Origin of the sequence: Amycolatopsis sp. NPDC049252 (assembly GCF_043197175.1) — a bacterium.
Taxonomy (GTDB): domain Bacteria; phylum Actinomycetota; class Actinomycetes; order Mycobacteriales; family Pseudonocardiaceae; genus Amycolatopsis.
On sequence record NZ_JBICSQ010000011.1, the window covers coordinates 64,865 to 86,470 of the forward strand.

General features: G+C 73.1%; 17 protein-coding genes. 11 read left to right on the forward strand and 6 right to left on the reverse strand.

All coding sequences use genetic code 11. The features are described from left to right. Positions 1-77 precede the first annotated feature (77 nt). Both ACGFMK_RS16155 and ACGFMK_RS16160 read right to left on the reverse strand, forming a co-directional pair. Positions 78-929, reverse strand: a complete 852-nt coding sequence (locus ACGFMK_RS16155; RefSeq protein WP_392763022.1) for a siderophore-interacting protein — start codon at positions 927-929, stop codon at positions 78-80. A gap of 28 nt (positions 930-957) precedes the next feature. Further along, positions 958-1,281 carry an MGMT family protein gene (locus tag ACGFMK_RS16160; protein ID WP_392763025.1) on the reverse strand — a complete coding sequence of 108 codons (324 nt, stop codon included), beginning with the start codon at positions 1,279-1,281 and terminating at the stop codon, positions 958-960. A 173-nt stretch (positions 1,282-1,454) separates the two neighbouring features. Between ACGFMK_RS16160 and ACGFMK_RS16165 the strand changes: the two genes are divergently transcribed. Next, positions 1,455-4,628, forward strand: coding sequence for an ATP-dependent helicase (locus tag ACGFMK_RS16165; RefSeq protein ID WP_392763028.1), 3,174 nt, complete (start codon positions 1,455-1,457; stop codon positions 4,626-4,628). Between the two features lie 113 nt (positions 4,629-4,741). Beyond that, positions 4,742-7,981, forward strand: a complete 3,240-nt coding sequence (locus ACGFMK_RS16170) for an ATP-dependent helicase (protein WP_392763030.1) — start codon at positions 4,742-4,744, stop codon at positions 7,979-7,981. A gap of 192 nt (positions 7,982-8,173) precedes the next feature. Here the strand turns inward: ACGFMK_RS16170 and ACGFMK_RS16175 are convergent, their stop codons facing one another. Continuing rightward, complete coding sequence (locus tag ACGFMK_RS16175; protein ID WP_392763033.1) at positions 8,174-8,542, reverse strand: hypothetical protein; 369 nt, start codon at positions 8,540-8,542, stop codon at positions 8,174-8,176. A gap of 91 nt (positions 8,543-8,633) precedes the next feature. Here ACGFMK_RS16175 and ACGFMK_RS16180 point away from each other — a divergent pair, with 91 nt between their 5' ends. Together ACGFMK_RS16180 and ACGFMK_RS16185 are read left to right on the forward strand one after the other, a co-directional pair. Continuing rightward, positions 8,634-9,713: a potassium channel family protein gene (locus ACGFMK_RS16180; RefSeq protein ID WP_392763036.1), complete on the forward strand. Its 1,080-nt coding sequence runs from the start codon at positions 8,634-8,636 to the stop codon at positions 9,711-9,713. Between the two features lie 104 nt (positions 9,714-9,817). Next, on the forward strand, positions 9,818-10,264 hold the full coding sequence (locus ACGFMK_RS16185; protein WP_392763279.1) for a hypothetical protein: 447 nt from the start codon (positions 9,818-9,820) through the stop codon (positions 10,262-10,264). Here ACGFMK_RS16185 and ACGFMK_RS16190 read toward each other — a convergent pair. After that, positions 10,257-11,333: a neutral zinc metallopeptidase gene (locus ACGFMK_RS16190; protein WP_392763039.1), complete on the reverse strand. Its 1,077-nt coding sequence runs from the start codon at positions 11,331-11,333 to the stop codon at positions 10,257-10,259. The two genes, ACGFMK_RS16185 and ACGFMK_RS16190, sit on opposite strands and share 8 nt — an antisense overlap. Before the next feature lie 194 nt (positions 11,334-11,527). Between ACGFMK_RS16190 and ACGFMK_RS16195 the strand changes: the two genes are divergently transcribed. From ACGFMK_RS16195 to ACGFMK_RS16220, 6 genes are all read left to right on the forward strand, one after another. Continuing rightward, complete coding sequence (locus tag ACGFMK_RS16195; protein WP_392763042.1) at positions 11,528-12,700, forward strand: hypothetical protein; 1,173 nt, start codon at positions 11,528-11,530, stop codon at positions 12,698-12,700. Next, positions 12,694-13,332: a DUF4129 domain-containing protein gene (locus ACGFMK_RS16200; RefSeq protein WP_392763044.1), complete on the forward strand. Its 639-nt coding sequence runs from the start codon at positions 12,694-12,696 to the stop codon at positions 13,330-13,332. The genes ACGFMK_RS16195 and ACGFMK_RS16200 overlap by 7 nt, the downstream gene beginning before the upstream one ends. Then, positions 13,329-14,468 carry a DUF4350 domain-containing protein gene (locus ACGFMK_RS16205; protein ID WP_392763047.1) on the forward strand — a complete coding sequence of 380 codons (1,140 nt, stop codon included), beginning with the start codon at positions 13,329-13,331 and terminating at the stop codon, positions 14,466-14,468. Before ACGFMK_RS16200 ends, ACGFMK_RS16205 begins: the two co-directional genes overlap by 4 nt. Further along, positions 14,465-15,436, forward strand: a complete 972-nt coding sequence (locus ACGFMK_RS16210) for an AAA family ATPase (RefSeq protein WP_392763050.1) — start codon at positions 14,465-14,467, stop codon at positions 15,434-15,436. Before ACGFMK_RS16205 ends, ACGFMK_RS16210 begins: the two co-directional genes overlap by 4 nt. A 1-nt stretch (position 15,437) precedes the next feature. Further along, positions 15,438-16,730, forward strand: a complete 1,293-nt coding sequence (locus ACGFMK_RS16215) for a DUF58 domain-containing protein (RefSeq protein WP_392763051.1) — start codon at positions 15,438-15,440, stop codon at positions 16,728-16,730. Between the two features lie 267 nt (positions 16,731-16,997). Next, entirely contained in the window at positions 16,998-17,777 is a 780-nt protein-coding gene (locus ACGFMK_RS16220) for an RICIN domain-containing protein (protein WP_392763054.1), read from the forward strand. On the opposite strand, the gene ACGFMK_RS16225 is transcribed toward ACGFMK_RS16220, so the two are convergent. Next, positions 17,769-18,776 (reverse strand): stage II sporulation protein M, encoded by a 1,008-nt coding sequence (locus tag ACGFMK_RS16225; RefSeq protein WP_392763057.1) that lies wholly within the window; start codon positions 18,774-18,776, stop codon positions 17,769-17,771. The genes ACGFMK_RS16220 and ACGFMK_RS16225 overlap by 9 nt on opposite strands. Positions 18,777-18,809: 33 nt before the next feature. Here ACGFMK_RS16225 and ACGFMK_RS16230 point away from each other — a divergent pair, with 33 nt between their 5' ends. Then, positions 18,810-19,880 carry an RDD family protein gene (locus tag ACGFMK_RS16230; RefSeq protein ID WP_392763059.1) on the forward strand — a complete coding sequence of 357 codons (1,071 nt, stop codon included), beginning with the start codon at positions 18,810-18,812 and terminating at the stop codon, positions 19,878-19,880. 10 nt (positions 19,881-19,890) lie between these two features. On the opposite strand, the gene ACGFMK_RS16235 is transcribed toward ACGFMK_RS16230, so the two are convergent. Beyond that, on the reverse strand, positions 19,891-20,991 hold the full coding sequence (locus ACGFMK_RS16235; protein ID WP_392763061.1) for a neutral zinc metallopeptidase: 1,101 nt from the start codon (positions 20,989-20,991) through the stop codon (positions 19,891-19,893). Positions 20,992-21,606: the final 615 nt, after the last annotated feature.

The window sequence follows — 21,606 nt, forward strand, 5'->3', positions numbered from 1 at the left end:
GCACTCCTTCGGCTCATGTGCAATCCCAGAGTTGCACATGCCGGAAAGTGATGCAACCCCAGGGTTGCACTTGCGACTCAGTCCTCGGGGACCTCGCCCGCCTCCGCCGCGCGCAGGGACTCCCGGCTCGCCGCTTCCTCGCTCATCCCGAGCCGCCAGTAGCCCGTGAAGCAGATCCGCCGCTTGTCGACGCCCCGCTCGCGCACGAGGTGGCGCCGCACCAGCTTGACCACGCCCGCTTCGCCCGACACCCACGCGTACGGCGTCCCGCCCGGGAAATTCGCCGCGCGGACCGCCTCCAGCAACGCCTCTCCGTGCGGGCGCGCCCCGCGAAGCAGCCAGTGGACTTCGACCACTCCGCGCGTCTCGAACGTCTGACGCTCTTCGCGCGCCGAGACCTCGATGTACGCCGAAAGCCGTGCGTCGGCCGGGAGCCGCTCGATGATCGCGCCGATCGCGGGCAACGCCGTTTCGTCGCCGGTCAGCAGCTGCCAGCCGGTGCCGTCCGGGACGTCGTAGAGGCCGTGGGGTCCGAGGAAGGCCACGCGGTCGCCGGGTGCGACCCGGGCGGCCCACGCCGAAGCCGGGCCGGTGTCGCCGTGCAGCACGAAGTCGACGTCGACCTCGGCGAAGCGCGGCCGGTGCGCGCGCACGGTGTAGGTGCGCATCGGCGGGCGGACGTCGTTGGGCATCGCCAGGTACGTGCGGTGCCAGGACAGAACGTCGGACGCGGTCTCCGGCAGCTCCGGCGTCTCCTGGCCGGGCCGCGGGAAGAACACCTTGACGTACTGGTCCGGCGCCCCGGCGGGCACGTCGGCGAAGGTCGCCGCCTCGAACGTCACGCGCACCATGTGCGGCGTGATCGGCCGGACCGTCGTCACGCGGGCCCGGTGGTAGGTCAGTGCCGGTCGCTCCACCTGCGTCGTCATTAGGTGAGGCTAACCTGATCGACGAGTGTCAGAACAGCCCTTCCGGCCCGGGATCCTCCTCACCTTCCGGCTTCCAGCGGTATTTCCGCAGGTCGACGCGCTCGCCGTCGGCCAGCACACCCTCCGCCCGCAGCCGCTCCAGCTGGTCGTGGAGCAGGTGCGGCGCGGGTGTCCCGTTCGCGCGCAGGATCCGGTGCCACGGCAGGTCGTGCCCGTCCTCGGCGAGGATCGCGCCGACCATCCGCGGGGAGGGCGCGCCGGAGAGCGCCGCGATGTCGCCGTACGTCGCGACCGTGCCGGCCGGCACCGACTCGATGATCTCCCGCACCCGCTCGTGCAGAACGTCGTCCATGCCACCACTCTGCCGCACGGGTACGACAGTTTCGGTAGCCGCCTGTCGCACCGGCGGTGACCTTCACCGAACGCGCCCCTCGTTAAGCCGTGCCGGTGCCGCACCCGTTACTCCGGACGTGGTTCCATCGCGGGGTGAACGGGAGGCGAACAGGACCGGCGAACGCGCGGCTGGTGCGCACGCCGATCCTCGACACACCCACGTTCACCTGGGATTCCGGTGCTCGCCGGGTACTCTCCGCACCCGCCGGTTTCCTGCGTGTGCTCGGCGGTCCCGGCACCGGGAAGACGACGCTGCTGGCGTCGGCCGCGACCCGCCGGATCGCCGAGGGCGCCGACCCGGAGAGCGTGCTGGTGCTGACCACGTCGCGCAAGGCCGCGGACGCGCTGCGTGCCGACATCACCCGCGGCCTCACCGCCGACCCCGACCTGGCGCGGCCGCTGCCCCGGACCGTCCGCGAGCCGCTCGTCCGGACCGTCCACTCGTACGCGTATTCACTGCTGCGGCTCGAAGCGATGGGCGAGGAGCTCCCGCCGCCGCGGCTGCTCGCCGGGGCCGAACAGGACGTCGTCGTCCGCGAGCTGCTCGCCGGTGACCTCGACGAGGGCGCCGAGGAGTGGCCGGAGCAGCTACGCCCGGCGCTGATGGTGCCCGGCTTCGCCGAGGAGCTGCGCGACCTGCTGATGCGCGCGGCCGAGCGCGGGCTCGGGCCGGCGGACCTCGCCGAGCTGGGCCGCCGCCGCGGCCGTGAGGAGTGGGTCGCCGCCGGGCACTTCTGGGCGCAGTACGAGGAGGTCACGCAGCTGCAGGGGGCGGGCGGCAACGCGCTGGGCGTGGCGAGCGCGCCCGCGCTGGACGCCGCCGAGCTGGTCACCTCCGCGCTGCTCGCGCTGGAGGACGACGACGAGCTGCGCGAACGGGAGCGCACCCGCGTGCGGCACCTGTTCGTCGACGACGCCCACCACCTCGACCCGCTGCAGACCAGCCTGGTCCGGATGATCGGGCACACCGCAGCCGAGTTCGTCGTGGCCGGCGACCCCGACCAGAACGTGTATTCCTTCCGCGGCGCCGACGCGAGCCTGTTCGCCGACGCCGACCCGGACGGCAGCCGGACGATCACGCTCACGACGTCCCACCGGCTCGCCCCGGCGGTGCGGGTGGCGGTCGCGAAGATCGGTGCGACGCTGCCCGGGCTGTCGCAGCACCGCAAGATCGTCACGCCCGCGAGCGCCACCGGGGGCAACGTCCGGGTGCGCGTGATGCCGACGCCCGCCGCCGAGGCCAGCTGGATCGCCGACCAGCTGCGCCGCGCCCACCTCGTGGACGGCGTGCCCTGGTCGGAGATCGCCGTGCTCGTCCGGTCGCCGGCGCGGACTTTCCTGGTGCTGCAACGCGCTTTGCGCGCGGCGGGCGTCCCCATCGGGTCGGCCACCGAGGAGCTGCCGCTGGCCCGGCAACCGGCGGTGCGGCCGCTGCTGGCCGTGCTGAAGCTGGCGCCTTCGCCGGATCTGCTCGACATCGACCTCGCCGAGATGCTGCTGTCGTCGTCGCTCGGCGGCGCGGATCCGTTGGCGCTGCGCCGGTTGCGCCGCGGTCTGCGACGGCTCGAGCTGGCCGGCGGCGGGCAGCGGTCGAGCGACGAACTGCTCGTGGAAGCGTTGCGGGGCGGGGACATCCTCGTCGGGCTGGCCGACGCCGAGGCCGAGCCGGTGCGGCGGGTCGGTGGCCTGCTGCGCGTCACGCACCAGGCCGTCGCGCGGGGTGACGGCGTCGAGCAGGTGCTGTGGGAGCTGTGGAACGAAAGCGGCCTCCAGGAGAAGCTGCTGAAGCAGACCGAGCGCGGCGGTTCGCTGGGTGCGCAGGCCGACCGTGATCTCGACGCCGTCGTTGCGTTGTTCGACGCGGCCGGTCGTTATGTGGACCGGCTGCCGCGATCGAGCGTCGCGTCCTTCGCGGACTACCTGGGCGCGCAGCGGATCGCGGGGGACACGCTCGCTCCGGCCGCCGTCCCGGCCGACGGCGTTTCGCTGCTCACCGCGCACTCCGCCGCCGGTCGCGAGTGGACGGTCGTCGCCGTCGCCGGAGTCCAGGAAGGTGCTTGGCCGGACCTGCGGCTGCGCGGATCCGTGCTGGGCGTCGAACGGCTCAAGGACCTGATGTCCGGTGTGGACGACGACGCCGTCTCCCAGACCGCGCCGATCCTGGCCGAGGAGCGGCGGCTGTTCTACCTCGCGATGAGCCGCGCGAAGCAGACGTTGCTGGTCACGGCGGTGTCCAGGGAGGACGAACAGCCGTCCCGCTTCCTCGACGATCTGGAGGAGAACGGCGCCGACGACGGCGGCCTCGACTCCCGGATGAAACCGCCCGGCCGGTCGCTGGTGCTGGCCGAGCTGGTGGGGGAGCTGCGCGAGGTCGTCTGCGACGACAAGGCCGACCCTGCGCGCCGTCGCCGGGCGGCGAAGCAGCTCGCGCGCCTGGCCGACGCCAAGGTGCCCGGCGCCCACCCTTCGACGTGGTACGGCCTGCTTCCCGCGTCCACCGACGAACCGGTGCACCCACCCGGCGACCTGATCCGGATCTCACCGTCCACAGTGGAAATCCTGACGAAGTGCCCGCTGCGGTGGATGATCGAGCGCCACGGCGGCAGCGACCCGGCGCAACTGGCCGCCGTCACCGGGACGTTGGTGCACGGGCTCGCGCAGGCCGTCGCGTCCGGCAGCACCGACGCCGAGCTGCAGGCCGCTTTGGACGACGCGTGGGTGCGCGTCGACGCCGGGGCGCCGTGGTTCTCGAAGCGGGAGCGCCGGCGGGTCGAAGGGATGCTGCAGAACTTCGTCACCTGGCTGGAGCGCAGCCGGGCGGAGCTGAAGGAAGCCGGGGTCGAGCAGGACATCGAGGTCGAGCTGCCGGCCGGCGGCGAGGACGAAGTCCGGGTGCTGCTGCGCGGGCGGGTCGACCGGGTCGAGCTGGACTCCGAGGGACGGCCGGTGATCGTCGACATCAAGACCGGCAAGGTCCCGGTGTCGGGGGCCGACGCCGAGGCGCACCCGCAGCTGGCGGCGTACCAGCTGGCGGTGCTGCTGGGCGCGATCGAGGGCCGCAACGCGCCGGGTGGCGCGCGGCTGGTGTACGTCGCGAAGGCGAACAACAAGACCGGGTCGACGGAACGGTCCCAGCCGCCGATGGACGAGACGGGCGGCAAGCAGTGGCTGGACCTGGTCCGCGGCGCGGCGGCTTCGGCGGCCGGGCCGGACTACCAGGCGCAGGAGAACGTGGACTGCGACCGCTGCCCGGCGCGGGGCTGCTGCCCGCTGCGCCCCGAAGGCCGGCAGGTGCCGGGCCCATGAGTGTGCGTGTGGTCGCGGGGGGGGGGGGGGGGGGGGGGTGGGGGGCGGGTGGTTTTGAACAAACCTTTAACAACCCCTGTTCCCCCCCCACGACCGGTAGGCGAGGTGCGTGCGTGAGCCCCCTTGTCATCGCCAACACCGTTGAGCCTGCTGAGCTCGCTGATGCGCTTGGCCTGCACCGGCCGACTCCCGAGCAGGCCACCGTGATATCCGCGCCCGTCGAGCCGTCGCTGGTCGTCGCCGGCGCCGGGGCCGGGAAGACCGAGACCATGGCCGCGCGCGTGGTCTGGCTCGTCGCCAACGGGATCGTCAGCCCGGACCGCGTCCTCGGCCTCACCTTCACCCGCAAGGCCGCGCGCCAGCTCGGCGAACGCGTCCGCGCGCGGCTGCGGCGGCTCGCCGGATCCGGGCTGCTCGACCGGCTCGACCCGTCCGGCGGGCTGCGGTCCACTGTGGTCGCCGGGGAACCGACCGTCCTCACCTACCACGCCTACGCCGGGCGCCTCCTCTCCGAACACGGCCTCCGGCTGCCGGTGCAGCCCGGCGTCCGGCTGCTGTCGGAAACGTCGTCGTGGCAGCTCGCCCACCGCGTCGTGTCCACATGGGACAACGAGCTGGACACCGACCGTGTGCCGCCGACCGTGACCGCGGACGTGCTGGCCCTCGCCGGAGAACTCGGCGAACACCTGGTGTCCACGGAGGAACTGGCCGAGTACACGTCGTGGATGTGCCGGGTCATCGAGAACGCGCCGCGCGCCAAGGGGCAGCGAGCCGCGCTGCCGCAGAAGCTCACGGAAATCATGGCGGCGCAGCACTTCCGGCTCGCGCTGCTGCCGCTCGTCGAGGCCTACCACCGGCGCAAGCGCAACGAGGGCGCGCTCGACTTCGCCGACCAGATGTCACTGGCCGCGCAGCTGGCGAGCGGGTACCCGTCGGTCGTGCGCGGCGAGCGGGAGCGGTTCGGCGCGGTGCTGCTCGACGAGTACCAGGACACCGGGCACGCCCAGCGCGTGCTGCTGCGGGCGTTGTTCGGCGGCGTCGAGAACCAGCCGATGCCGGTCACCGCGGTCGGTGACCCGGCGCAGGCGATCTACGGCTGGCGCGGCGCCAGCGCGGCCAACCTGCCCCGGTTCACCACGGACTTTCCCCGTCATGACGGGGAAAGGCTCGTGCCCGCGCGGGATTTCGGGCTGCTCACCAGTTTCCGCAACCCGCCGGAGATCCTCGACCTCGCCAACGCGATCGCCGAGCCGCTGCGGGCGCGCGGCCTCGGCGTCGAACGGCTGCGGGCGCGGGAAGGCGCCGGGCCGGCGGACATCGCGTGCGCCCTGCTGCCGGACATCCGCGCCGAGCGCGACTGGGTGGCCGACGGGCTCGCCCGCCGCTGGTACGCCGTGCAGGAGCAGACCGGCAAGCCGCCGACCGCTGCGGTGCTGGTGCGCCGCCGCGCCGACATGGCGCCGATCGCCGCGGAACTGCGGGCGCGCGGGCTGCCGGTCGAGGTCGTCGGCCTCGGCGGGCTGCTGGACGAACCCGAGGTCGCGGACCTCGTCTCGACGCTGCGCGTGCTCGCCGACCCGCTCTCCGGCAGCGCGGCGGCGCGGCTGCTGACCGGCGCGCGCTGGCGGCTCGCGGCCGCCGACGTCGCCGCGTTGTGGCGGCGCGCGGGGGAGCTGTCCAGCCCCGAGAAGCCCGACGGTCCGGAGCTGGTCGTGGAGCGCGTCGAGCAGGCCGGGCTGATCGACGCGATCGACGAACCGGGTGCGCCGGAGCGGTATTCCGAGGAGGGCTACCGGCGGATCCGGCGGATCGGCTGGGAGCTGGCGGCCCTGCGGCGGCGGCTCGACCAGTCGCTGCCGGAGCTGGTCGCCGACGTCGAGCGCACGCTGCTGCTGGACGTGGAATCGCTGGCCCGCCCGGGATCGGCCGGGCGCGCGCACCTGGACGCGTTCGCGGAGGTCGTCACCGACTACGCCGAGACGGCGCCGACCGCGACCCTGCTGTCCTTTGTGGACTACCTGAACACCGCGGCGCACGCCGAAGACGGGCTCACCCCGGGTGAGGTCGAGGTGGTGCCGGACCGGGTGCAGGTGCTCACCGTGCACTCCGCGAAGGGTCTCGAATGGGAGGTCGTCGCCGTGCCGCACCTGGTGCAGGACGTCTTCCCCGGGCGACGGCGGTCGTCGTCGTGGCTGCGGACGGCGACGTCGCTGCCCGCTGCGTTGCGAGGGGACGCCCAGGACCTGCCGGAGCTCCGGATCGCGGATGGTTACGACCGCAAGGAAGTCCAAGAAGGACTGGAGCTGCACGAGGCGGGGTTCGTCGAGCGGGAGCAGTCGGAGGAACGGCGGCTCTGCTACGTCGCGCTGACCCGGTCGGAGCACGCGCTGATCGTGTCCGGGCACTGGTGGAACGAAAGCAGCAGCCGGGCGAAGGGGCCGTCGGAGTTCCTGACGGAGATCGCCGGCGTCCTGCGCGAGACCGGCGTCGGACAGCTCGCCGACTGGGCGCCGGAACCGACGTCCGACGACGAAAACCCGCTGGTGTCGGATTCGCGGACGGCCCGCTGGCCGGTCGACCCCCTCGCCGACCGCCGCACCGGTGTCCAGGGTGGGGTGGAGCTGGTCTTCGAGGAGCTTTCCGCTCCCGACGAATCAGGCGAGTCCGAAGAGGACGATCCCGACGGCTGGCTCACCGACACCGACGTCCTGCTCGAGGAGTGGGCGCGCAAGGACGACCAGGTCAAGCGGGTTCCGTTGCCGTCACGGCTTTCGGTGAGCCAGCTGGTCGCGCTGGCCGACGACGCCGACCGGCTCGCGACCGACCTGCGGCGTCCGCTCCCGATGGCGCCCAACAGTTTCGCCCGCCGCGGCACGGAGTTCCACAGCTGGCTGGAACGCCGTTTCGGCGGCGACCAGCTCATCGAGATCGACGACCTCCCGGGCGCCGCCGACTTCGCCGAGATCCCGGACCCCGGCCTCGAAGAGCTGCAGACCCAGTTCGAGAAGAGCGAGTGGGCCGCGCGCGTCCCGCACGCCGTCGAGATCACGTTCTCGGCGGACGTCGAGGGCATCACCCTGCGCGGCCGCATGGACGCCGTCTTCTGGAATCCCGACGGTTACTGGGAAGTGGTGGACTGGAAGACGGGCTCGCTCCCGCCGGAGTCCCGCCGCCCGGTGCTGTCGGTCCAGCTGGCGGCCTACCGGATGGCCTGGGCGGCCCTGAAGAACGTCCCGGTGGAACAGGTCCGCGCGGCCTTCCACTACGTCCGCGCGAACCACACGATCCGCCCGGCCGACCTCCTGGACGCCGAAGGCATCCGCCGCCTGCTCCGCGACCTCCCCGAGGCGTAACGGAAACCGGACGACACGCGTACCCAGATGGACGACACGCGTACCCAGGCGGACGACACGCGTACCCAGATGGACGACACGCGTACCCAGACGGACGACACGGCGGTGTGGCCGGAGTTCCGGCGTGTCGTCCGGCTAGGTACGCGTGTCGTCCCTGCAGGTACGCGTGTCGTCCGGCTGGGTACGGACGGGTCAGGCGGCGTCGCGGACTTTCAGGGCCCAGGCGATCAGTGGCCACTGCAGCGGCAGCCGGCCGAACGCGATCGCGCGCTGCGGGAGGGGGGCCGAAGACGCGTCCACCGCCATCTTCACGTTGCCCGGGAAGACGCCCAGGAACAGCAGGGCCGCCGCCAGCCCGCCCAGGCGGCGGGTGCGCGGGGTGGCGACGGCGGCCGCCACCGTCAGCTCGGCGACGCCCGAGCCGTACGTCCAGGCGCGCCGCGAGCCCGGGAGCGAGCGCGGGATCAGGCCGTCGAACGGCTTCGGCGCCACGAAGTGGAGGACGCCCATGAAGCCCAGCGCACCTGCCAGGACGTGCGCGGGCCGTTGCGAGGTTGCCATGATCTCATCGTTCCACGCGGCGGCCGGTCACCCGGTTCGGCTATCCTCCGGGCGTGAGTGACGCTCGACACCTGCCCGCGGGAGCCGGTGCATGAAGGCACTGAGGCGGCTGCCGCTCGGCAGTCTCACCGACCGGCCGGACCACGAACTCGTCGGCATCCTGCGGATGCCCGAGCTGACGGTCAGCCCGCTGCGGGCCATCTCGAAGCGGATCATCGGCGCGACACTCGCCCTGCTGGCCACGGTGGTCCTCGTCTACCTCGACCGCGACGGCTACCGCGACGCGAACGGCGACGGCCTGTCCCTGCTCGACAGCCTCTACTACGCGACCGTCTCGCTCTCGACCACCGGCTACGGCGACATCGCGCCGGCCACGTCGTCCGCCCGGCTGGTGAACGTGCTGGTGATCACCCCGCTGCGGGTGCTCTTCCTCATCGTCCTGGTCGGGACCACCCTGGAAGTGCTCACCGAGCGCTCCCGGCAGGCGTTCAAGATCCAGAAGTGGAGGACGAAGGTGCGCGACCACACGGTCGTCGTCGGGTTCGGCACCAAGGGCCGGTCCGCCGTCAACGCGCTGCTCGGCGACGAGAACATCGCCCCAGGCCAGATCGTCGTCGTCGACACCGACCAGCAGGCCCTCGACGCCGCGAGCGCGCTCGGCCTCGTCGCCGTGCACGGCTCGGCCACCCGCTCCGACGTCCTCCGCGTCGCCGCGGTGCAGCACGCGCGCGCGGTGGTCGTCGCCCCGAACCGGGACGACACGGCCGTGCTGGTCACCCTCACCGCCCGCGAGCTGGCGCCCAAGGCGCACATCGTGGCGTCGGTGCGGGAGGCGGAGAACGTCCACCTGCTCAAGCAGTCCGGGGCGGACCAGGTCGTCGTCTCCAGCGAGACGGCCGGGCGGCTGCTCGGCATGGCGACGTCGACACCGCTGGTCGTGGACATCATGGAGGACCTGCTCACTCCCGAATCCGGCCTGGCGATCGCCGAGCGGCCGGTCGAGCCGTCGGAGGAGGGCGGGTCGCCGCGGCACCTGTCCGACCTCGTCCTCGGCCTGGTCCGCGACGGCGTCCTCTACCGCGTCGACGCGCCGCAGGCCGACGCCATCGAGCCGGGCGACAAGCTGCTGTACGTCAAGAAGGTCACCCAGACGGAGAAGATCGAGCGGTAGGTCCGGTTCGGGGCGCACCGGACCCGGGGCGCCTGGGTTTTGCCCGGCGGATCTGGAACCATGACCGGGTGCCCCCGCGACCCCTCGCCCTGAAGTGGCCCACGGTGGCGATCCCGGCCGCGGCGGGCGTGCTCGTCGTGCTGCTGGCCTGGCTCGCCGGGCCCGGGCTGCTCGGGATCAGCAACGAAGACGTCGGCGTGCCGGTCTCGGCCGAGGTCACCAAGCCCGCGCCGTGCGACCGGCTCGACCCCGTGGAGACCGTGCGGTTCACCGTCGGCGGGAAGACCCACGAGGGCACCCTCAACGGCTGCGGTCACGGCCAGAACGAGCACGTCGACGTCGGCGTCCCGGCCGAGCTGCCGGACCAGGGCACGGTCACCGTCCGGGTGGCGGACACGTCGGCCGGCGCGTCGGACGCGCGGCGACCGGTCGGGCTCGCGCTGCTGGTGTTCGCCTGCTTCGCCGGCGGGATCTCCGTCTACACCTGGCTGCGGCTGCCGCCGAAGCCGCGGCCGAAACCGAAGGCCGCCAAACCGGCGAAGGTCAGCTGACTTCGGACGACGGCGCCGCGAAGGTGTTGCAGTCGGCGATCCGGTTGCTCGTCGCGCCCGCCCGCCACCACGACGCGTAGTGCGCGTTGGTGCCGTGGTCGTGGCTGCGGGAGGTGTTGTCGCCGCGGGTCTCCTGGTCGTTCCAGGCCTTGTTGTACATGTCGCGGCTGATCGTGCCGCCCTGGTCGACGTGCGCGCCGAGGAACATCCCCGAGAAGCACTGGGCCTGCAGTTCCTTGCGCCGCGACATCTCCAGCCCGGCGGGGCTGTTCTGGCCCGCCTCGTAGATCTTCTGCCAGGCCGCGTCCATCAGCCCGGCGACCTCCTGGACGTGGTGGCCGTACTCGTGGGCGAACAGGGCCAGGTAGACGCCGGGGTTGTTGCCGTACTGGTCGGTCTGCAGGCCGCGGAAGGGCACGTACAGGTTGTTCTCGCAGTAGTACGCGGCGGTCGCGATGCCGACCTGGATGGTGCCGCACTCGGTCTCGAAGCTCGCGCCGGTCGGGAAGTGCAGCGCCGGCGGCGTGAACGGCAGGCCGTAGGCGGTGAGGAACGGGCCCCACGCGGCGTCCAGGCACTTGCTGGCGGCCGTGAAGAACGCTTCGGCGCCCGCCTGCGTGCTCTGCCAGGTCGGGAGCGTGCAGACGCGGTTCTGCAGCCCGGCGTTCGGGTCCTGCAGGATCGGGTGGTCGGCCAGCTTGAGGATCTTCTGCGGGCCGGTCGCGCTCGGCGTGGACAGCTCGGTCGACGGGCCGGGTGACGCCGACGCCGGGGCGCCCGCACCCCCGGGCAGCTGCGAAGGAGCGTCCTGGGACGACGGGGCGTCGCGGTAGTTCGGGTTCGCGAGCGGGGTGTCCTGGCGGTTGAGCGCCACGATCGCGACCAGCCCGAGCACCAGCACGGCCACGGCGCCGAGGCACACCCCGATGATCGCCGCGGGGGAGCGGCGCCGGGGCGCGGAGACGGTGTGGGGGTGACCCAGCCACGGGGGAGCCGGTTGCGCATCCGGCACCGGCGGCGGCTGGACGGTTCCGCGGGGCGGTACCTGGCCGTGGGGCGGTTGCGTCATCTAGGCAGTCCCGAAGGGTCTCGGTACGGACCGGGGGTACCCGATCCCGGCGTTCAGCCTACCGGGGGAACGGGGCCTCCCGCACCCGTCCGTGTGCGCACCGTCGCGGTGTGCGGACGTCACCCCAGGTCTGGCCGGGTGCAACCCGCTCTGAGAGAGTGTCCGCAAGCAGGTACCGCAGGCGAGGGGCTTCGATGACAGAGACCGGTGGCGCGCCCGGCGAAGAGGGCGCGGACACGCCGACACCGAGCCGGGGTATTCCCCAGGCTCCCACCCCTGGATCGGGTGAGGTGAGGCCGCCGGAAAGTCACGATCAGTCACCGCCGACGCCGCCGACCGGCTGGCAGGCCCCGGACCCGCGTGGCGCTCAGTCACCGCCGCCCGGCTGGCAGCCGCAGGCCCCGCCGCCGATGTCCTACGGCGGGCCGCCGCAGCAGTACGCGCCGTACCCGCAGCAGCGGGGCTTCAGCCCGCACGGCCTGGGCAAGCCCGGCGTGATCGCGCTGCGCCCGCTCAACGTCGGCGACATCCTCGACGGCGCGATCACCGCGATCCGCCGGTACCCGCTGGTCATCCTGGGCATCGGTGCCGTGATGTCGGTGATCTCGGCCGCCCTCTCGTTCCTGATCCAGCGATTCCTCTACAGCGACCTGGCGGACCTGACGAAGATCGGCCCGGGTTCCACCGAGGCGGAGGCGCGTGACGCCCTGTTCGGCGCCTTCGGCGACCTGGCGATCGTCGTGCTGCCGACGGCGTTGCTCACGACGTTGCTGCTGACCGTCGTGAACGGCCTGCTGGCCGCCGTGATGGGCCGCGCCGCGCTGGGGCGCGAAGTGACGTTCTCGCTCGCGTGGGCCGAAGTCCGGCCCCGGCTGCTGCCGCTGCTCGGCGTCGGGCTCGTCTACTCGATCGTCTCGACCATCGGCCTGATGCTGTGCATCATTCCCGGAGTGGTCGCCTACGTGTTCTGGGCGCTGGCCAGCGCCGCGCTCGTGCTGGAGCACGGCACGTTCAAGCAGGCCTTCTCCCGGTCGGTCCGGCTGGTCAAGGGCTCGTTCTGGCGCGTGTTCGGCATCCTGCTGCTGGCCGGGCTCATCGCGTACCTGTTCAACAGCATCATCCAGGTGCCGTTCAGTCTCGGCAGCGGCGTGTTCAGCCAGATGCTGAACCCGTCGGCGCAGCCGGTCCTGCCCGGCACCGGCGAACTGCTGCTGCAGTCGGTCGGCCAGATCATCTCCGGCACCATCGCGACGCCGTTCGTCGCGCTGGTCACCGTGATCGTCTACCTGGACCAGCGGATGCGCCGCGAGGGCATGGACATCGAGCTGGCCCGCGCCGCCGGGGTGACGCCGCCGCAGGCATGGTGACGCTGCTCCTGACGGATGTCCCGGTCGACATCGACCGGGACACCGCGCGGCGCGCCGCGCAGGAGGAGCTGACCGACCAGAGGTACCAGCAGGCGAAACCGAGCCTGCTGCAGGAAGCCGCCCACTGGGTCGGCGAGCAGCTGGACAAGCTGCTGAACGGCCTGTCTTCGGTGGTCCCCGGCGGGATCTTCGGCGTGGTGCTGATCCTCGTGGTGCTGATCGTGCTCGTCGTCGTGATCCGCCTGCGCACCGGCAAGATCGCCCGCGCGGCCCGCGCCGACCGGCTCGTCTTCGAGGGGAAGCGGCAGAGCGCCGCCGACTACCGCCGGTCCGCCGCGGCAGCCGCGGCCGCCGGCCGGTACGACGACGCCGTCCGCGACGGCTTCCGCGCGCTCGTGCGGGCGCTGGAGGAACGCGCGCTGCTGGACGCCCGGTCCGGCCGGACGGCCGACGAGGCCGCCGCGGAGGCCGGGGTGCTGCTGCCGAACGTCGCGAACGAACTGCGCCAGGGCGCGCGGCTCTTCGACGACGTCCACTACGGCGGCCGCGAAGGCACCGAAGCGGCCTACCGCACGCTGACCGAGCTGGACGACCGCTGCCGCCGGGAACGTCCGGTCGTGATGGCCTCTTGAACACCTCCGTTTCGCCGGACGTACGCCGGATCTGGCGTGGCTCCCGCATTCCGCTGGCCCTGCTCGCGCTGGTGATCGCCGTCGCCGCGCTGCTCCTGCTCGGCCGCGGCGACCAGACGCTCGGCGCGCTCGAACCCGGCTCCTACGAACCCGGCGGCGCCCACGCGCTCGCGAAACTCCTGGCGGACCAGGGCGTCGACGTCCGGACCGCGCACACGATCGACGAAGCGGACGACGCGCTCGGCGAGAACTCGACGTTGCTCGTCACGCAGCCGGACCTGGTGCCGGCGAAGCGCTTCGACGCGCTGCGGCAGCGCGCCGCGGACGTCGTCCTCGTGACGCCGGGGGCGCCGACGCTGAAGGACTCCCTGCCGCTGGTCCGGCCGGTCGGCCAAAGCAGCGTCGACACGCTGAGCCCGCAGTGCACGGTCGCGGCCGCCGTCGCGGCCGGCGACGTCACGCTCGGCGGGATCGGCTACGCCGCACCTGGCGCGCGCTCGTGCTACCCGGGCGAGGACGGCGGCGGCACGCTGCTGCAGCTCGCCGACGACGGTGGCACGACGACGCTGCTCGGCTCGTCGTCACCGCTGACCAACGGGAAACTCGCCGAGCAGGGCAACGCGGCGCTGGGCCTGCACCTGCTCGGACAGCACCCGAAGCTGGTCTGGTACCTGCCTTCGGCGTCCGATCCGGCACTGGACGACTCGCGGAAGTCGATCTTCGAGCTGATCCCCGACGGCTGGTACTTCGGGGCCGCGCAGGCCGGGATCGCCGTGGCGCTGCTCGCGCTGTGGCGGGCCCGGCGGCTCGGCCCGGTCGTCACCGAGCCGCTGCCGATCGTCGTCCGCGCGGCCGAAACCGCCGAGGGCCGCGCCCGGCTGTACCGGCGCGCGAAGGCGGCCGGCCACGCGGGCGAGACACTGCGGGAGGCGGCGCGGGCCCGGTTGCGGACGGCGCTGGGGCTGCCCCGCGACGCCGACGCGGCGGCGCTGGTGACGAGCGTGAGCGCGCGCACCGGACGGCCGCCGAACGACGTCGGCGCCGTGCTGTACGGGCCGCCGGTGACCGGCGATCCCGCGCTGGTGCGGCTGGCCGGCGAACTGGACAGGGTGGAACGAGAGGTGGAGCGATCTTGACCAGCGGTACCGAAGGGACGACCGGGGCCCGCGACGCGCTGATCGCGCTGCGCGCGGAAGTCGCGAAGGCCGTCGTCGGCAACGACGCCGCCGTCACCGGGCTGATCCTGGCCCTGCTCTGCCGGGGGCACGTGCTGCTCGAAGGCGTCCCCGGCGTCGCGAAGACGCTGCTGGTGCGGGCACTGGCGGCGGCGCTGGACCTGGAGACCACGCGCGTGCAGTTCACGCCGGACCTGATGCCCGGCGACGTCACCGGCTCGATCGTCTACGACGCGCACAGCGGCGAGTTCTCCTTCCGCGAGGGCCCGGTGTTCACGAACCTGCTGCTCGCCGACGAGATCAACCGGACGCCGCCGAAGACGCAGTCGTCGCTGCTGGAGGCGATGGAGGAGCGGCAGGTCTCGCTCGACGGCAAGTCGCGGCCGCTGCCCGACCCGTTCATCGTGATCGCCACCCAGAACCCGGTGGAGTACGAGGGCACCTACCCGCTGCCGGAGGCGCAGCTGGACCGGTTCCTGCTCAAGCTGACCATGCCGACGCCGTCGCGCGAGGACGAGATCGGCATCCTCTGGCGGCACGCGCAGGGTTTCGACCCGCGCAACCTCGCGGCGGCCGGCCTCAAGCCGGTGGCGGGCGCGGCGGAACTCGCTGTCGCGCGCGAAGCGGTTGCGAAGGTGACGATCGGGCCCGAGGTGATCGGGTACGTCGTCGACCTCTGCCGCGCGACGCGGCAGCTGCCGTCGGTGCGCATCGGCGTCTCCCCGCGTGGTGCGACGGCGCTGCTGGCCGTCGCGCGCGCCTGGGCGTGGCTCGCCGGGCGCGACTACGCGACCCCGGACGACGTCAAGGCGCTGGCCCGGCCCGCGCTGCGGCACCGCCTGGACGTCCGGCCCGAGGCCGAGCTGGAGGGCGTCACCGCGGACGGCGTGCTGGACCGGGTGCTCGCGTCCGTGCCCGTGCCGCGCTGACATGGCCGTCACCGGAAGGCTCGGGCTGCTGGCGCTGTTCGGCGCGCTGGTGGTCGGGCTGCTCCTGCCGTCGCGGACCGGCCTGCTGGCCGTCGGCGGGGTGCTGCTCGTGCTGGTCGTCGCCGACCTGGTGCTGGCCGGGAGCGTCCGGCCGCTGCGGTTCACGCGCTCCGGCGACACGTCGGTGCGGCTCGGGGAGCCGTGCGAGGTGACGCTCGTGGTGACCAACCCCGGCGGCCGCGCGGTCCGCGGGCAGCTGCGCGACGCGTGGCCGCCCAGCGCCGGCGCGGCCGACCGGCACGCGTTGCGTGTGCCGGCGGGGGAGCGGCGCGCGTTGGTGACGGCGTTGCGTCCTTCGCGGCGCGGTGACCGGACGGCGGCGCGGGTGACGGTCCGGTCGGTGGGGCCGCTGGGGCTGGCCGCGCGGCAGGGTTCGCACGCGGTGCCGTGGACGGTCCGCGTGCTGCCGCCGTTCCACAGCCGCAAGCACCTGCCGTCGCGGCTCGCGCGGCTGCAGCAGCTCGACGGCCGCAACGCCGTGCTGATCCGGGGCCAGGGCACGGAGTTCGACTCGCTGCGCGAGTACGTGATCGGCGACGACGTCCGCTCGATCGACTGGCGCGCGACGGCCCGCGCGGCGGACGTGATGGTCCGGACCTGGCGCCCGGAGCGCGACCGGCACGTGGTGCTGGTGCTCGACACGGGGCGTGTTTCGGCGGGCCGGGTCGGCGACGCTCCGCGCCTCGACGCGGCGATGGACGCCGCGCTGCTGCTGGCCGCGCTGGCGACCCGCGCGGGCGACCGCGTCGACCTGCTGGCCTACGACCGTCGCCTGCGCGCGGCCGTCCAAGGCTCGACCGGGGCGGCGCTGCTGACGTCCCTGGTCAACGCGATGGCGCCGCTTGAGCCGTCCCTGATCGAGACGGACGCGCGGGGCATGGTGGCCGAGGTCCTGCGGCGCACCCGGCGTCGCGCGCTGGTCGTGCTGCTGACGGGCTTGGACGCGGCGCCGCTGGAAGAGGGCTTGTTCCCGGTGCTGAGTTCGCTGACCACGCGGCACGAGCTGGTGATCGCGTCGGTCGCGGACCCCCGGGTGGCGGAGATGCTCGCGGGACGCGGCGACGCGGAAGCGGTGTACGACGCGGCGGCGGCGTCCCGGACGATGGCGGAGCGCAGCCGGGTGACCGAACGCCTGGCGCGCCACGGGGTCAGCGTCGTCGACGCGGTCCCGGAGGAGCTGCCGCCGGCCTTGGCGGACCGCTACCTGGCCCTGAAGGCCGCCGGCCGGCTCTGATTCCCGTACCCAGCTGGACGACACGCGCACCCAGCTGGACGACACGCCAGGCGAGCCCCAGTATCGCTGTGTCGTCCGTCCAGGTACGCGTGTCGTCCACCTGCGTGCGCGAGTTCGCCGTTCCGGTACGCCGCTCGCCGGTGATCGCCGGGTCGACTCGTGTGATCGAGCAGTCGACACGGCCCGCGTGTCGGCGTTCTGATCACGGCGTCCCTCGGGCGAGTGGCTACGGTGGTGCGTGGCCCGCCGGACTGTTAAGCCCGAAGGATGCGAAAGCTTTTCGTGGGGTGCCTGGTCCTGGTCTCGGTGTCGGTTCCGGCGGTCGCGTCGGCCGACGACGGGGCGCCCGTCTACCTCGCCGACGGCGGGGGCACGCTCTCGCTCGCGGCCGTCGACGGCAAGCCCGTCCTCGCCGACGCCAAGGACCCGAACGCCAAGTGGACGTACGACAAGACGTCCCAGCACTTCACGAGTGTCCCGAGTGGACAGTGCCTGACCGCGGCCAGCCCGGTCGACGGCGTCGCGGTGAAGCTCGCCGCCTGCGACGACAAGGACAAGCACCAGGCCTGGCGGCGGGTCGCGGGGCTGCCGGGGCTCGTCGAGATCGCGAACGTCGCGACCGCGCGCTGCCTCACCGCGGAAGGCGCGGTCGCGGGAGCCCGGTTGTACCAGGAAGTCTGTTCCCTGACCGGGATTTCGAACACCTGGGCCGCGGGCGGCCGCACCCTCGCCATCCTGTCCGGCAACGGCCAGCGCCTGGCGACGAAGGACCCGGGCGCGCCGTTCGTCGTCCGGGTGATCGGCGAAAACGGCCAGCCGGCGGCGGACGTCCCGGTGAGCTTCTACGTCCGCGCGGCCCGCCCGAAGAACCTCCTGGTCTTCGAAGGCGGCAGCGACACGGCGACGGCGAAGACGGGCGCCGACGGCTCGGCGTCGAGCCCGAAACTGACGTTGACCGAGCAGGGTGAATTCGAGGCTCGCTTCGTCGGAACCGCGAGCCTGGACGACGGATCGTCCATCGCCTTCGAGGGTTCGTGCCTATGCTGATTCGGGCAGCGCGTCGCCGATGTCCCGCGCCTCGAGGTCGCCGACCTCGCCTTCACGAGCCGCGCGGCGGCCGAGCGTGAAGACGTAGACCAGGAACAGCACCTCGACCAGGACGCCGATCCCGACGCGGACCCACGTCGGCCAGCCCGACGGGGTCACGAACGCCTCGATGACGCCCGTCACCAGCAGCACGCACGCCAGCCCGAGCGCCATCACCACGACCGACCGGCCCTGCTCGGCCAGCGCCGCGGTGCGCGAGCGGCGGCCCGGGTCGATCACCGTCCAGCCGAGCCGGAGGCCCGTGCCCGCCGCGACGAACACCGCCGTCAGCTCCAGCAGGCCGTGGGGCAGCAGCAGGCCGATCATCACGTCGCCGCGGCCGGCCGCGCTCATCGCGCCGATGATCAGGCCCGCGTTGAGCGCGTTCATCCAGAGCGCGCCGATCACCGGCAGGCCCAGCGCGATCCCGAGGAACAGGCAGGTCGCCGCCACCCAGGCGTTGTTCGTCCAGACGTGCGCGGCGAACGTCGTCGCGGGCCCGGTCGAGTAGTAGCTCTCGGCCTCGCCGCCCGGCTTGGTCAGCTGGTTCAGCTCGTCCGGCGTCGCGATCGAGGCGCGCACGTGCGGATCACCCGCGACCCACACCGCGATCACCACGATCACCGCGATCGAGGCCAGCATCGCCGGGATCCACCACCGCCGCGACAGGTAGACCGCGGCGGGGAACCGGCGCGTGAAGAACAGCGCGACCTCGCGCCACGCCGGGTTGTGCGACCCCGAGATCGCCGAGCGGCCGCGCGCGACCAGCCCGGACAGCCTGCCGATCAGCGCCGGGTCGGGCGCGACCGACCGGACGATCGACAGGTGCGTCGCCGTCCGCTGGTAGAGCGTCACCAGTTCGTCGGCTTCCGCGCCGGTGAGCTTGCCGCCGCGGCGGGTCAGCTCGCCGAGCCGCTGCCACTCGGCCGAGTGCGCCACCACGAAGACGTCCAGATCCACCAGGCCACCCTATCCGTCGATAGGCTGGTTCTCGTGCACGAGGAATCCGAGCTGGTCACCGGCGAAGCCGTCGTCCTGGACCTGCGCGTCGCCAAGCTCGCCAGCCGGGCCGTCGCGATGGCGCTCGACGTCGTCGTCCAGTTCGCCCTCCTGCTCGGCGCGTTCTTCGTGCTGACGCTGACCGTCCCGCCGGACGACGGCTCGCTCGCGCTGACCCTCCTCCTCGTGTTCCTGGTGCTGGTGATGGTCGGCTACCCGGTGCTGTTCGAGACGCTCTCGCGGGGCCGGTCGCTGGGCAAGATGGCGCTGGGGCTGCGCGTGGTGCGCGTCGACGGCGGCCCGATCCGCTTCCGCCACGCGCTGACCCGCGGGCTCGCCGGCTTCGTCGTGGACTTCTGGACGCTCGGGCTGTTCGGCGCGGTCGCGGTGATCGTGTCGCTGTGCTCGTCCGACGGCCGCCGCGTCGGCGACTTCCTCGCCGGGACACTCGTGGTGCGCGAGCGCGTCCCGGAAAGCGCCGGCTACCCGGCGATCGGCATGCCGCCGGGCCTGGAGGGCTGGGCGTCCCAGCTCGACCTGACCCGGCTGCCGGACGACCTCGCGCTGGCGAGCCGCCAGTTCCTCGCGCGCTTCACCGAGCTGCGCCCGGAGGCGTCGCACGCGCTCGGCTGGGGGCTCGCGCAGCAGGTCGGCAACGCGCTGGGCGTGGCGGTGCCGCCCGGGGTGCCGCCGTGGGCGTTCCTGGCGGCGGTGCTGGCGGAACGGCGGAACCGCGACCACGCCCGTGCCTTCCAGGCGTATGCGACGGCGCAGGCCCAGCAGGCGCAAGCGTTTGCGGCGGGGGGACAGGGTTATCCGGCGCAGGCTTGGCCGGCGCAGGCTTATGCGGCGGCTCCGCAGGCTCACCCCGGGCAGGCGCCGTCGCAGCCCTTCGCGGCGCAGCAGAGTGCTGGACCCTCGCAGCCGTTCCCGGCGCAGCCGAACGCCGCGCCGTCGCAGCCGTTTCCGACGCAGCCCGCTGCTGCCGAATACGCGGGTTCCTCCGAGCTGACCCCGCCGCGGGGCACCCCGGCCGTCGAGAACCCGTTCACGCCGCCGAGCTGACCGGGCTGCGTTACGAGACGTCTCCGGCGGAGGCCGTCCACGTGTTGCACTGCTGGCTGCGGTTGGTCGTCGCGCCGTGCTGCCACCAGGAGATGTTGTGCTTGGCGCTGCCGTGATCGCGCTTGCCGTTGCGGGCGTAGTCGTCGCCGCGGTCCTGGGCGTTCCAGGCCTCGTTGTAGAGGTTCTTGTCGACCGAACCGCCCGAGACCGACGCCGAGCCCAGGAACATCCCCGAGAAGCACTGCGCCTCGAGCTCCATGCGGCGTGACAGCTCGAGGCCGGTCGCCGAGTCGGCGCCCGCGTCGTAGCGCTGCTCGCCGTAGGCGTCGGAGATGCCGGCCATGTTCTGCACGTGGTGGCCGTATTCGTGGGCGAGGATCGACAGGTACGGGCCGGGGTGGTTGCCCCACACGTCGATCTCGATGCGGTCCATCGGCATGTAGATCGTGTTGTTCGACGGGCAGTAGAACGGCGTGACGCCGGTGGTCGTGCCGCCGCTGCCGCACGGCGTCGACGATTCCGAGAGCGACCGCGGCACCGCCAGCTTCGGCGACTCGAACGGCAGGTCCGCGCCGCCCAGCGCCTTCGACCACATCGCGTCGAGGCAGGTGATGGCGGACTGGAAGAACCGCGTGACGCTGGCCTGGTCGGTCGCCCAGCGGCTCAGCGAGCACGGGACGTTCTGCAGGCCGAAGTTCGGGCTGGCAAACAGCGGGTTGTCGCCGGTCTTAGCGACCGAGTGGGGCCTGGACGGCGTCTGCGACGTCGGCGTCTCGCGCCCGGACGTGGTCTCGCGCGTGGTCGTCTCTTCGGTGGACGACGTCGTTCCGGTCGTTTCCTCGCTGGTGGTGGCGGAGCCGGTGTCGGTCGGGTAGGTGCTGGAGTAACCGGCGTCGGCGACGTGGCGCGAGTTCCCGCCGGTCAGCGCGACGGCCGCGATCAGCCCGCCCACGACGGCCACGATCCCGATGATCGACACGGCGACGATCAGCCCGGTGTTCGACTTCTTGGCGACGTAGGGCCGGTACCCGGGCGCGAACCGCGGCCCGAACGACATGGCGGGCGGCGGCCCGGCGTAGCCCGGAGCGAAGACGGGAGCGGGAGCCGTCACGGGCGGCGGCAGCGGAGCCCCAATGGGCGGCGGCGGACGGAACTGGGGGCCGCCTGGCTGGGGGTAGGGCCCGGACGGCGGTCCCGGCGCGGAGAACCCTTGGGTGCCTTGCGGACCTTGGGGCGGACGCCCGGGCTGCTGCGGCCCACGCGAACCCGGTGGCGGCCCGGCAGGCGACTGCGGATTCCACGGTGCCTGGGGATTTTGCTGCGGTGAACCGCCTGCCCCGGGCGGATTCTGCGGCGAACCGGCGGGGCCATGGGGATTCTGCGGCCCGTGCGGCGGCGGTCCAGCGGGGTTCTGCGGCATCCCGGCGGGTTGCTGCGGTCCGCCCGGATTTTGCTGCGGCGAACCGGCAGGCCCCTGCGGCGCCCTGACGGGTTGCTGCGGCCCGTGCGGCGGCGGTCCGGCAGGTCCCTGGCCCGGCTGCCCTTGGCCCGGCTGGCCCTGCCCTGGCTGTCCTTGCCCAGGCTGACCGTGCCCCTGCTGTCCCCGACCCGGCGGTCCGGCAGGCCCCGGTGAACCGGAAGGTTCGTGCCCAGCTTGCCCCTGACCCGGCTGCCCCTGCCGACTTTGGTCCTTCCCCGGCTGCCCTTGGCCTGGCTGCCCCTGCGG